General features: G+C 44.0%; 10 protein-coding genes. 4 read left to right on the forward strand and 6 right to left on the reverse strand.

Features of this window, described 5'->3' with window-relative positions:
- Positions 1-28: 28 nt before the first annotated feature.
- The 3 genes from M3M36_RS02510 to M3M36_RS02520 are packed head-to-tail and all read right to left on the reverse strand — an operon-like array spanning position 29 to position 3,713.
- A complete protein-coding gene (locus M3M36_RS02510) occupies positions 29-1,474 on the reverse strand; it encodes an ABC transporter substrate-binding protein/permease (RefSeq protein WP_252774280.1) in 1,446 nt (481 codons plus the stop codon).
- A 44-nt stretch (positions 1,475-1,518) separates the two neighbouring features.
- On the reverse strand, positions 1,519-2,268 hold the full coding sequence (locus M3M36_RS02515) for an amino acid ABC transporter ATP-binding protein (RefSeq protein ID WP_252774281.1): 750 nt from the start codon (positions 2,266-2,268) through the stop codon (positions 1,519-1,521).
- A complete protein-coding gene (locus M3M36_RS02520; protein ID WP_252774282.1) occupies positions 2,265-3,713 on the reverse strand; it encodes an ABC transporter substrate-binding protein/permease in 1,449 nt (482 codons plus the stop codon). Before M3M36_RS02520 ends, M3M36_RS02515 begins: the two co-directional genes overlap by 4 nt.
- 127 nt (positions 3,714-3,840) lie before the next feature.
- Between M3M36_RS02520 and M3M36_RS02525 the strand changes: the two genes are divergently transcribed.
- Complete coding sequence (locus M3M36_RS02525; protein WP_252774283.1) at positions 3,841-4,839, forward strand: glycosyltransferase; 999 nt, start codon at positions 3,841-3,843, stop codon at positions 4,837-4,839.
- 72 nt (positions 4,840-4,911) lie between these two features.
- Here M3M36_RS02525 and M3M36_RS02530 read toward each other — a convergent pair whose 3' ends face one another.
- Entirely contained in the window at positions 4,912-5,349 is a 438-nt protein-coding gene (locus M3M36_RS02530) for a chemotaxis protein (RefSeq protein ID WP_252774284.1), read from the reverse strand.
- 6 nt (positions 5,350-5,355) lie between these two features.
- Positions 5,356-8,034 carry a cation-translocating P-type ATPase gene (locus tag M3M36_RS02535; RefSeq protein ID WP_252774285.1) on the reverse strand — a complete coding sequence of 893 codons (2,679 nt, stop codon included), beginning with the start codon at positions 8,032-8,034 and terminating at the stop codon, positions 5,356-5,358.
- A gap of 516 nt (positions 8,035-8,550) precedes the next feature.
- Here M3M36_RS02535 and M3M36_RS02540 point away from each other — a divergent pair.
- Entirely contained in the window at positions 8,551-9,972 is a 1,422-nt protein-coding gene (locus M3M36_RS02540) for a cryptochrome/photolyase family protein (protein WP_252774286.1), read from the forward strand.
- A 49-nt stretch (positions 9,973-10,021) separates the two neighbouring features.
- Here the strand turns inward: M3M36_RS02540 and M3M36_RS02545 are convergent, their stop codons facing one another.
- Positions 10,022-10,510, reverse strand: coding sequence for an adenylyl-sulfate kinase (locus M3M36_RS02545; protein WP_252774287.1), 489 nt, complete (start codon positions 10,508-10,510; stop codon positions 10,022-10,024).
- Between the two features lie 578 nt (positions 10,511-11,088).
- On the opposite strand from M3M36_RS02545, the gene M3M36_RS02550 reads away from it, so the two are divergent.
- Both M3M36_RS02550 and M3M36_RS02555 read left to right on the forward strand, forming a co-directional pair.
- The gene (locus M3M36_RS02550) at positions 11,089-11,928 is read left to right on the forward strand and encodes a MetQ/NlpA family ABC transporter substrate-binding protein (RefSeq protein WP_252774288.1); all 840 of its coding nucleotides are present in this window, start codon (positions 11,089-11,091) and stop codon (positions 11,926-11,928) included.
- A 36-nt stretch (positions 11,929-11,964) separates the two neighbouring features.
- Positions 11,965-12,804 (forward strand): MetQ/NlpA family ABC transporter substrate-binding protein, encoded by an 840-nt coding sequence (locus M3M36_RS02555; protein WP_252774289.1) that lies wholly within the window; start codon positions 11,965-11,967, stop codon positions 12,802-12,804.
- Positions 12,805-12,824 lie beyond the last annotated feature (20 nt).

The raw sequence follows: 12,824 nt of genomic DNA on the forward strand, positions 1-12,824 counted from the left end.
CGAGAAGGCCCTTTAAAATTATTTTTAATTAATTTAAACGCTTCTTTAACCAGTTTGAGAACCAAGTCAACAGCGTAATCACAATCATGTAAATCAAACCAATGATCGCCCAAACACGGAACCCTTGTGAATTCCGGGCAACAATCAGTGTTCCCGTTTGTGTCAATTCCAAAATTCCGATGGCAGACAAGATTGACGTGTCCTTCAAGGTAATGATGAACTGGTTGACAAACGACGGGACCATAATCTTCAAACCTTGCGGAACAACTACCTTAGCCATTGCTTTGCCATAAGGCAATCCCAATGAGCGAGCCGCTTCCATCTGTCCTCTGTCAACAGCTTCAAAACCACCGCGAACAAAGGCCCCAGTATAAGCGCCCTCATTCAAAATCAGCGTCAACAAACCGGCCGTGAAAGCTGGAATCTTCGTTCCAATAACGCCTGGCAAACCAATGTAAATGAAGAAAGCCAAGACCATCAGTGGCAGACCACGGAAGGCGTAAATAATGGTTGTGGATAACCCACGTAAGACCTTTGACTTTGCCACACCCATCAAACCAAGCAACAAGCCCCACAAAGAAGCAAGGATAATACCAGCAACGGTCAACTGGATAGTCTGCACCAGACCATCAAAGAAGGCCTTCTTGTTTGAGCGCAAGATGCCCCAAGTTGAGTTGTTATCAGAAGCTGAACCAGTAAAGTTTTTTTGGTCTGATTTCAAATACTTATCAACAATCTTTTGATAAGAACCGTCAGCCTTCATTTCCTTCAAGGTCTTGTTAAAATCAGCAATCAACTGTGGGTTTTGTCCCTTCTTAACGAAGAAACCATAGCCACCGGCATTACCTGGGTTGTTTGGATTCTTAACTTCCAAATCCAAGCCGTTTTTAATGGCGTACTGGATAACGGGCATATCCTCAAAGGTGGCAGCACTGTTACCGTTGACAACATCGTTGTACATGGTATCAGTATCGTTAAAGTACTTAACCTTAAAACCGTACTTTTTTTGCAAAGACAAACCGTAATTTGAAGCAGCAGTTCCAGACTTCAAGGCAACCGTCTTGCCCTTCAATTCTGATAATGACTTAATCTTGGAGCCCTTCTTGGTAATCCAAGCAACACCAGTCTTATAGTATGGATCCGAAACATCATAGACTTGCTTTCGTTCGTCTGTGATCGCCATTCCAGCAATAATCCCATCTGCCTGGCCGTTTGCGACCATTTGAGCAGCTGCGTTAAAAGACATTGGCTTCAATGTATAGGTGAAATGGTTTCTCTTAGCCACTTCTTTCAAAATATCTTGGTCAATCCCGACGTACTCATTATTTTTGTCTTGGAAATCAAAGGGTGCGTAAGTCGCATCAGTTGAAATGACATAATTGGGTTCGGCGGCACTGGCCTTCGTTCCAAAGGCAAAAAAGCCCAAGAAAAGCGTTAACGCCACCAAAATCGGTTTTACTCGTTGGTTGACCATTGTATTCATTCTTCCTATCTTTACGTGTTAGCGACCAATTGACCTTAGGCTTGCATCACCTTTGACAAGAAAGTTTGCAAACGTTCGTTCTTTGGCGCATTAAACACTTCTTCAGGCGTACCAGATTCTTGAATCTTACCAGATTCGAAGAAGACAACCCGGTCAGCCACTTGCTTGGCAAAGCCCATTTCGTGGGTAACGATAATCATCGTCATTCCTGACTTTGCCAAATCCTTCATGACATCCAACACATCGCCGACCATTTCTGGATCCAAGGCTGATGTTGGTTCATCAAAGAGCATGATGTCTGGGTCCATTGCCAAAGCACGGGCGATAGCAACACGTTGCTTTTGTCCACCTGACAATGAATTAACTGATTTGTCAGCCTTATCAGACAGACCAACAGTTTTTAACAATTCCTTACCACGCTGATCTGCTTCTTCCTTGGTCATCTTACCCAATTGAACAGGTGCCAAAGTAATGTTTTGCAAAACCGTGTAATTGTTAAAGAGGTTAAAGTTCTGGAACACCATTCCGATGTTTTCGCGAACCTTATTAATATCAGTCTTTGAATCAGAAATGTCATAGCCATCAACTTCAACCAAACCAGAATTTGGCATTTCTAACTGATTTAACATCCGCAAGAAGGTTGACTTTCCGGAACCAGAGGGTCCAATCATTACAACAACTTCGTTGGCCATCACGTCCAAAGAGATGTCACGCAAAACATGGTTATCGCCATATGACTTATTAACCTTATCAACGTGTACTTTCACTTGCTTTTCTTCACTCATGCTCGTGTCCTTTTTTCAACCCAGTTACTCAACCATGTAAGTAACGTAATTACAATTAAGTATATCACAGCGATAATTGCCCAGACACGGAATCCCTGTGAATTCCGAGTAACAATCAACGTACCAGTCTGTGTCAATTCCAAAATACCGATTGCAGACAAGATTGACGTGTCCTTCAAGGTAATAATAAATTGATTAATAAAGCTTGGAATCATTAACTTCAAACCTTGCGGAATAATTACCTTACGCATGGCTTTTGCATGCGAAAGCCCTAATGAGCGAGCCGCTTCCATCTGGCCATCGTCAACGGAATTAAAACCACCACGAACGAAGGCACCTGTATAGGCTCCTTCATTTAAAATCAGGGTCAAAACACCGGCCGTAAAGGCAGGAATCTTCACACCAATCACACCAGGCAAACCAATGTAGATAAAGAAGGCCAAAACCATCATTGGCATACCCCGGAAGATATAGATGATGGTTGTTGCCAGGCCACGCAGGAACTTTGACTTGGCCACACCCATAACGCCCAAGAGCAAGCCCCAGATCGTTGCCAAAACAATTCCAACAATTGTCAAGTAAAGCGTTTCCTTCAAACCAGTCCAGAAGGCGGATGAGTTTGAACGCAAGATACCAAAGACAGAGTTGTTATCTGCGGCTGAACCAGTAAAGGTGGACGCCTTGGCATCCAAGTACTTGTTGACAATCTTGTCATAAGTACCATCCTTTTTGATGGCCGCAAAGCCCTTGTCAAAGGCAGCCAACAAAGCAGCATTAGCACCCTTCTTAACGGCAAAACCATAGTCACCAGCGTTAAATGGATCCTTTGGATTTTGAACCTTTAATTCTGTTCCGTTCTTAACGGCATACTGCAAAACTGGCAGGTCACCGAACGTTGCGTCCGAATTGCCATTGATGACATCACGGTATGAAGTATCGGAATCAGAGAAATAAGTAATCTTGAAACCATACTTTGCTTGGATTGATTCGGCGTACTGTGCACCGGCAGTCCCGGTCTTCAAAGCGACCGTCTTCCCTTTCAAATCAGACAAGGACTTAATTTTTGAATCCTTGGCCGTTGCCCAACCAATTCCACTCCGGTAGTAAGGCGTTGAAAAATCAAAGACCTGACGACGGGCGTCAGTGATTGACATTCCAGCAATCACCCCATCGGCCTGGTCAGAAGCAACGGCCTGGGTAGCGGCGTTGAAGGACATTGGCTTTAACTCATATGTAAATCCTTCACGCTTGGCAATGGCGGCCAAAATGTCTTGGTCAATACCAACGTACTTATTGTTCTTATCTTGGAAATCAAAGGGTGCGTAAGTAGCATCCGTGGCGATAATGTAGTGGGGTTCGCTGGCCGAAGCTGGCTTTTGGCTTGCCACACCAAAGGCCAGGAAGGCTGCCACTGCAGTCACCAAAGTCATTAGTACTTTTTTCATAATAACCTCTTTTTCATAATGTTCCTATTATATCAAAAACTAACAGGGCATTTACTGACAATGTCAGTTTTTATTACGTTAGTGGTCTAGTCCGAAAGGTTGAATGGAGTCTGCTATAATAGACTTCATGACTAATTGGATTACCCAAACAATCGAACCGTGGATGCCCAAGGGGGCTTTAAAGGCTAAGGACGACTACGCCAAAATCGCTCAAACAAGCGGTTTCTCTCTCCTGCCACTTGAACGCTACAACGATCAACGCTTCTCAAAAGAAGAGCGGCAAAAGCACATCGAAGCGGCACTCAAGCTGATTGTACCGGGTGATACCGTGGTCCACCAATTTCCAACCTACATGAGTGCTGATTTTGAAGCCGAATGGTTGACAGCTATTCAAGACAAAAAAGCTAATTATGCCTTATTAATTCACGATTTCGAACCATTCCGAGTAACAAAAGCTGACCCGACAGAATTCGCTTTGGCACAAAAGGCCAATCTCATCATCACCCATTCACAGGCAATGAGCGAATCCTTAGCAAAAATGGGTGTTAATCAAGCTACAATTGTTCAACTCCTCTTTGACTATTTGGGTCCTAATCCACCCCTTGCCAGTTATCAAAAAATTCTAAATTATGCCGGTACTTGGCAAAAAGCCCCCTGGTTACAAGATTACCAAGGGCCAGCACTAAAGTTATTTGGCAACCGGCCTAAAAAATGGCGTGATTGGCAGATGCCAGCTGACATTCAATGGGCTGGCAACTTTGAACCTGACGACATTCAAAACCACTTAAGTGCTGGGTTTGGATTGCTTTGGGATAGCGACTTTAATACCCGCCACTATCAAAGCTACACGAAAATCAATGCCCCACATAAGGCCAGTCTCTATCTCAAGGCTGGGTTACCAATCATTGCCTGGCAAGAAAGCCAGATTGGCCGGTTAATTGACCGCTACCAGATTGGCTTTACTATCAAAGATTTAAGCGAACTAGAGGCGCGAATGAAAACCATCACGGCCGATCAGTATCAAAATTGGCAAACGAACCTCTTGCCACTGCGAGAACAGGTCAGCCAGGGGGCCTTTACCAAAAAAACACTCAAAGGCGTCACTGATTTTTTTCATAAAAACTAGTCAATTGACCATTAGCACATAAAAAGCACCGCGAAGCGACCGTTTGACTTGGTCGGTTGCAGTGCTCTTTTTTTATACACCAAAGATTTTAGCTACTTGCGCTTGAACTTTGTTCAAGTAAGTTTCCTGGTCAGCCTCAGATTGAGCAAATTTTTCGTCGTCAATTTTTTGGCCATCAAGGATCAAGGCATCAGCCATCAGTGCTGTTGCGTCGGCATAGTCTTGGTAAGCTTTCGCCAACGTCTTGTGGGCACCCATAAAACGAACGGGGACAGTCAAGGCGGCTAAAGTCTTTGCGTTTTCTTGGTAAACAGCCACAGCATCATCAAATTCCGCCTTTACTTCGGCAAAATCAGCCTTAGGCATGTCAGCGACTGCTGACTCTTGCTTAGCTGAGTCCAACTTAACGAAAAATGGTGAAACGCTGTCAGCTCTTTCCTGTGTCTTAGTCAAAACATCTTGAAGTGCTTGAAGATAATACTGTAATTGCTTGGGGTTAAATTTGGCCACTATACTTTATCCTTTATTGAAAAATTGTCGTTGTACCCATTTTACCAGTTCGACAATCACAATGATAGAAAAAGCTGCTAGGACAACCGTCAACCACTGGTGACTGTCAAGGTAAGTCACGTGGAAGATTGGGTTCAATGGCTTGATAAAGACAACGGCCATCATGGCAAAGAGTGAGAAAACTAAGGCCCAGTTGAAGAACTTATTAGCAAAGGCCTGTGGTCCCAACTCTGATTGGTAAACACTCTTTACATTAATGGCATTAAACATCTGCATCAACCCTAAGGTCATAAAGGCCATCGTCAAGGCATCCCCGTGAATCAATTCTGATCCCTGGTGCTCTGGGAAGGCCAAGGCAATGCCATAAACCGCCAAAACAAGGATGGCTTGCATAGTTCCCTGCCAAATAATGGCTGGGCCGACACCGCCAGACAAGAAGTTAGCAGTTTTACCACGTGGCTTCTGTGACATCACGCCCTTCTGGGCTGGTTCCAATCCCAGTGCAATCGCTGGCAAGGTATCGGTTACCAAGTTGATCCACAGGATCATAACAGGCGCCAACACTTCCCAACCAAGTAATGTCATCATAAAGATGGCAATCACTTCGGCCAAGTTCGATGCCAGCAAGTACTGCAAGGCCTTTTGAATATTGGCAAAAACCTTTCGACCTTCCTTCACAGCCGCAACAATTGTTGAGAAATTATCATCGGCCAAAACCATATCGGCCGCTTCCTTAGACACTTCCGTTCCGGTAATACCCATGGCAACGCCGATATCGGCAGTTTTCAAGGCCGGCGCATCGTTCACACCGTCTCCGGTCATGGCCACGACCTTGCCCTTACCTTGCCAGGCTTGAACAATCTTAACCTTGTGGGCTGGTGCAACTCGGGCATAGACGCGCACATCCTTAACCCGATCTTGGAAGGCCTCTTCCGACATTTCATCTAATTCGGCGCCAGTCATAACCGCCTTGGTACGGTCATCTTCCTCCGTTAAGATGCCCAAACGACCGGCAATAGCAGCAGCAGTCTTAGGGTGGTCACCCGTGATCATAATCGGTTGGATGCCGGCCTTCTTTGCTTCAAAAACGGCACCCTTGACTTCGGGACGTTCCGGATCAATCATGGCAATTAAACCAACCAAGATTAAGTCCTTTTCCACCACATCTGCCTGCGGATTGTCAGGCACTGCATTCAAATCCTTGTAGGCAAAGGCCAAGACCCGGAGAGCCTGGTCAGCTAACTCAGCATTGATGTCTTGATATTTGGCCAAATCAGCCTCAGTCACGGGTCTGATTTTACCGTGATCTAAGACCTGACTGACTCGAGCCAAAATCGAATCCGGCGCTCCCTTAACAGTTGCCTCGTAACCTTTAGCAACTGGATGAATAGTCGTCATCAATTTACGTTCGGAATCAAATGGAATTTCACTGACCCGAGGCATTTGAGCCAACGTGTCCGTATAGGCTGGACGGTACTTTTTATTAAAGGCAATCAAGGCTGTTTCGGTTGGATCCCCAACCAAGCCATCATCAATTTCCTTTGTATCGTTATTCAAAGCCAGTAAGTCGGCCAATTTCAACAAATCCGGGTTGACTTGGTCGGCTTCAAAAGGATTTTCAGCCTGCAAATCAACGATTTCCCCAGCCAAGACCAACTTTTCAACGGTCATCTTATTTTGGGTCAAGGTCCCAGTCTTATCGGAACCAATGATATCCGTTGAGCCCAAAGTTTCAACAGCGGGCAACTTCCGGACCAAGGCAGCCTTCTTGGCCATCCGGGCTGTTCCCAAGGCCAAAGTAACCGTCACGATGGCTGGCAATCCTTCAGGAATGGCTGCAACGGCCAAAGAGATTGAAGTCAAAATCAAGTCAATCACTTTGGCGTCTTGGGTAAAGTAACCGACCACGAATGTCAAAGTGGCAATCGCCAAGATTAAATAAGTCAAGATTCGACCCAGTTGCGCCAAATTTTCTTGCAGTGGTGACTTGGTTTCATCCGTTGACTGGAGGGATTTTGCAATTTGACCAACTTGGGTCTGCATGCCGGTCGCAATCACGATACCGGTTGCTTTTCCATAGGTCACATTAGCGTTCATAAAAGCTAAGTTTGCTTGATCACCCAACGGCAAGTTTTCGCCAGTCAAGACGGCATCCGTCTTTTCGACTGGCACTGACTCGCCAGTCAAAGTTGATTCTTCCACCTGTAAGTTAGCGACAGAAACCAAACGCAAATCAGCTGGGACAACGTCCCCGGCTTCCAGGTACACGAGGTCACCCACGACTAAATCAGGGGCAAGTACTTCCTGGTCACGACCAGCACGTACCACTCTAGCCTTTGGTGTCGCCAAAGCCTTTAAAGCCTCGATGGCCCCTTCGGCCTTGCTTTCTTGAAAGACACCGAAAACGGCGTTAATAATCACGATGGCCAAAATAAAGGCGGCATCAGTTGTTTCCCCCGTAAAGGCGGCGACTAAGGCAGCAGCCAATAGGATTCCAATCATTAAATCCTTAAATTGGTCAACAAACTTTTGAAAAAGACTACGCTTTTTCTTTGCAACCAGGGCATTGGGTCCATCCTTTGCCAAACGGTCGCGAACTTGTTCTTCGGTTAAACCAGTTTGAGCATTTGTCTTGAGCTCGCTGGTCAAATCAGTGACATCAATTTGATATGGTTGTTTTGCCACAATTCTCTCCTTTTCTTACTACTCTCTTTTTTATCTGGTCTGGGTAAAAGAAAAAGACCCATACCAAACGCAAAAAAGCGTCATGGTATGAGTCTCACTGTTTAAGGCTGAGCCGGTGCGATAAAGCTTGCACGATATAAAACATTACTGTTTTGCTTTGACGGTTATCAGCCACGAACATTTCGTCAGTTACTCCCTCAGAAATTATATTATGTTTTCAGTATAACAGAATTTTTACAGCTGTATAGTAATTTTTGCTATTTCTAAATGAATTTAAAACATTAGAACTGTGCTTTCCTTGCCACAATGCATCAACAACATTTTGCTAGTGCCAACAAGTAAGATAAAATAGAGAATAATGACAAATGAGCCCCATATTAACTGGCACGAAAAGTGACGGTTAAAAAACTAATTTTTCTCGTCCAATTAAGCGAAAGAATCAAAGCACCGTTAACAGCGCTAATTTTTCATTTCTCAACTCGAACATTCAAAAGCCATCGTTAATCAGGAAAACAAATGACAAAAACAAGTATCATGTGGTTTCGCAGGGACCTGCGGCTCACCGACAACCAGGCATTACAGGCCGCCATACAAAATAGCGATCAGGTCATCTTGATCTTTATTATTGACCCACAGCAAGTTCAAAACGATGCAAGCGTCAACCAAAGTGCCTTTTTTGCTAGTGTCTTACATTTTAAAGAGTCCCTTGCCAAAGACAATCTCACCCTCTTAATTCAAACTGGTTCAGTGATTGATATTGTCACAGAAATCAAAGCAAAAGTCCCTTCAGTCGGCGACATCTACCTGAATTTCGATGAGCGTGGTTACGGTCGCAAAAGGGACCAGCAAACCATCCGCTACCTTTCACAAAAACTTGGTATCGTTGCCCACCCCTTTTTGGACTTTACGCTAACCAGCGCTTCAGCAATCAAAAAGCAAGACGGAAGCGCCTATCAAATCTTTACCCCCTACTATAAAAAATGGCTAACCTCTAAAAAAGATCAGCCATTGCCGGCTCTAGCCAGCATTGAAATTAGTCATAAACAGCTGGCAGAACCTTTCACAGACCACCTTGACGACCTCAAAAAGTTAATCAATCAAAACCACAGCTACGCCTACCAAGACAGTCTTGGTGAGCAACAAGCTGCCAACACTTTAGCGGACTTCGTCTCTCACAAATTAGTCTACTACGACCAGAACCGAGACTTTCCAGCCCTCGATGGTACGAGCCATTTATCACGGTACTTAAGAACTGGTGAAATTTCGATCCGAACGGTTTACGATGCGGTCAGCCGAAAACCAGCTAGTCTAGGCAAAGAGACCTTTATCAAGGAACTCTGCTGGCGCGACTTTTATAATATGATTTACACCATTTACCCTGACCAAAAGAACCAGGCTGTGAACACAAAGTTTCAAAACATCCCCTGGATCAACGATGAGGCACAGTTTGAAGCCTGGAAAAACGGCACAACCGGCTTTCCAATTATCGATGCGGCTATGCAGCAATTGAACCAAACTGGTTGGCTTCATAACCGCTTACGAATGATTGTTGCCTCCTTTTTAACCAAGGACTTACTGATTAATTGGACATGGGGCGAGCAATACTTCCAAGAAAAACTAGTCGATTATGATCCTGCTAGCAACATCGGTGGCTGGCAGTGGGCTGCTTCAACCGGCACGGACAGTGTCCCTTATTTTCGCATTTTTAATCCGTTCACCCAGGCCGAAAAATTTGATCCGGATGCTCAATTTATTAAGCAATACATCCCGGCACTGGCTGCTTTGCCAGCCGATAAAATCCACCACATCGACCGCCTGAGCGATGCAGACCAGCAAAAATACCAAGTAATCCTTGGAAAAGATTATCCAAAACCAATCGTCGATCATGCCCTCGCCCGCAAGCGGGCAATCGCTAGCTATAAGAATTTAAATGCATAAAGGGAGAAGGAACCGGTCAGTTGGTTTCTTTTCCTTTTTTAACATATCTTTAATGAGCTAAATCAGCTATGATTTTTCGAACAACGGTTTCTTGGTCAAGACTCACGGCAATAATCCTTTCACCTGCAACCTGTAATAAATCATGGGGTAAAAACCACTTTGCTAAATCAACCTCATTAAAGCCAGGGTTCTTTTTTTCTTGATGTCGCTTGACTGTCTCCTCAAATGGCAAATCATAATAATAAATAAAGCTTTGGTCAGCCTGTTCAATTAGTTCGGACAGCATTTTGCCATATTTCGCAGCTGGGAGAATCCCCTCAATAATTGTGTAACGACAATTTTTAATCCCAAACAAAGCAATCTCCTTGATTAGATTAATTGATAGATTTTTGGGTACATCTTTCACTCTTAGCATTGTCCGGCGGACATAGTCTTGCGGAATTAATAAATTATTTTCACCAAGTTGTTCATGTAATGCATTCGCAGTGACCGTTTTGCCACTACCCGAATTTCCTCGAATCACAATTAACTTTCCCATTTATATTACCTCCATCACCATCTCATTGTTCCCAATATATCAATCAAAGACCACACGCCAATACCATGTCACTTCGAATAAAGCAGAGCCATTGCAATATCATTTTGTTAATACTATCAGCAATGTTTTTAATATAATAGTTCTAAACAAGGGCTAATTTAGCACTTTTAATAAAATTTTTATCATTTTTGTTGACAAGGAAGCGAACATCTTGTAGTATAGACACATCATATCAAACAAGTTGATCAGGAAAGTAAAAAGTACCCTTAGCCTAGAGACTTACCGGTTGGTGCAAGGTAAGGTAAGGAAGCTTTTGAAAATGACCTGTGATTGGCAACTACGACTCGGTTTACCGTTAGTAGTTGACGGATTGGCCCTCGTTACTTGGGCACACCATTCGGCTAGGATCATTCCCCGGGGCCCGATGGTTAGTGAGCAGCCTCGAGGTAACTTTGGGCAAAAACTCAGAATGGTAACGCGAAAGTCGCTTCTGTCTTAAATCTTAAAGATAGAAGTGGCTTTTTTTGTTGCTAAAATTAAAATCAAGACATCAGAATAAAAGGAGATAATAGCAAAAAATGTCAAAAAAAGGTTGGTTGATTTCTGGTATCGCAGTTGTCGCAGTCGCAGCACTAGCTTATACAAGCTTCGGCAATCACGGTACGAGTAGTAATAAAACGGTGACAGTCGGCATTATGTCAGCGAACAAAGATGACGATGATATTTGGAAGAGCGTTGCCCAAACGGCTAAGGATAAGTACGGTATAACGATTAAGTTCAAGCAGTTCTCCGATTACTCACAGCCAAACAAGGCTTTGCAAAACGGCGACATTGATTTGAACTCTTTCCAGCACTACGCCTTCTTAGATGCTTATAACCAAAAGAACGGCAACGAATTAACCTCAATCGGTGAAACCGCCATTAGCCCAATCCGATTATATTCCAACACATACAAGAATGTCAGCGACTTTAAAAATGGTGACACCATTGTCGTTCCAAATGACCCATCAAACGAAAGTCGGGCCCTTTACCTCTTAAAGTACGCTGGGTTAATTGAGTTGAAATCAGGATTGACGCTCGCAACAACTAAGGACATCACCGCAAATCCAAAGGATTTGAAGATTAAGGAAGTTTCCGCCGATCAAACTGCTCGCAACCTTCCTGACGTTCAAGGCGCCGTCATCAATGGTAATTATGCCCAGTCAGCTGGCCTAAAGTACCAGGATGCCATCTTCGTGGAACCTTTGAACAAGGATTCACACCAGTGGGTCAACATCATCGTTGCCCAAAAGAAGAACAAGAACAAGAAAATTTACCAAGACGTTGTCAAGGCTTACCAAACAAGCAAGACCAAGCAATTGATCAAGGAAAAGTATGGTGAATCAGAAGTTGCCGCTTGGGACAAGCAATTTAATTAAAATGATTCGATAATATAGGAAAGAGAGAAAAATATTATGAGTGCAAAAAAGACGATTATTGGAATTGTAGCCGCCGCAGCCATTGTCGGCATTGGTTACTTCAGTTTCTTTAACCACGGTAGCCAGGGTGACAAAGTGGTTAAGATTGGGGTCATGAACGGTGACAAATCAGAAGACCAAATCTGGGCAGAAGCCGCCAAGACTGCCAAAGATAAGTATGGCATTACTTTGAAGACAGTTAAGTTCTCCGACTACTCACAGCCAAACAAGGCTTTGAGTCACCACGACATCGACTTGAACGCCTTCCAAAACTACCCATTCTTGGAAAACTGGAATAAAGCTAACAAAACGGGCATTGTTTCAATCGGTGACACCTGGACAACACCATTACGTTTATATTCAGACAAGTATAAGTCAATCCAAGACATCCCTGATGGTAGCCAAATCGCCGTTGCCAACGATGTGACGAACGAAAACCGGGGTATCCACCTCTTGGCTGAAGCTGGTTTGATCAAGGTCAAGGACACCAACAAGGCCACACCAAACGATATCACCTCAAACCCTAAGAACTTGAAGATTGTCCCAGTCGATGCTTCACAAACTGCAACGTCATTGAAGGACCCTAAGTTTGCCGGCGCTGTGATTAACACGAACTTTGCTAAGTCAGCAGGAATCGACTTCAACACTGCTATCTACGTTGAAGGTTTGAACAAGAACACAACGCAGTTCTTTAACTTCGTTGCGGCCAACAAGTCCGATAAGGATAAGAAAATTTACAAGGACGTTGTCAAGTCTATCCAAACTGCTAAGACCAAGGAATTGGTTCAGAAGAACTACAACGGTGCCGAAATCACTGTTTGGGATTACAAGAAGTAATTCAATCATGCGGGCTTGTC

Source organism: Fructobacillus americanaquae (assembly GCF_024029775.1).
In the GTDB taxonomy this organism is placed as follows: Bacteria; Bacillota; Bacilli; order Lactobacillales; family Lactobacillaceae; genus Fructobacillus; species Fructobacillus americanaquae.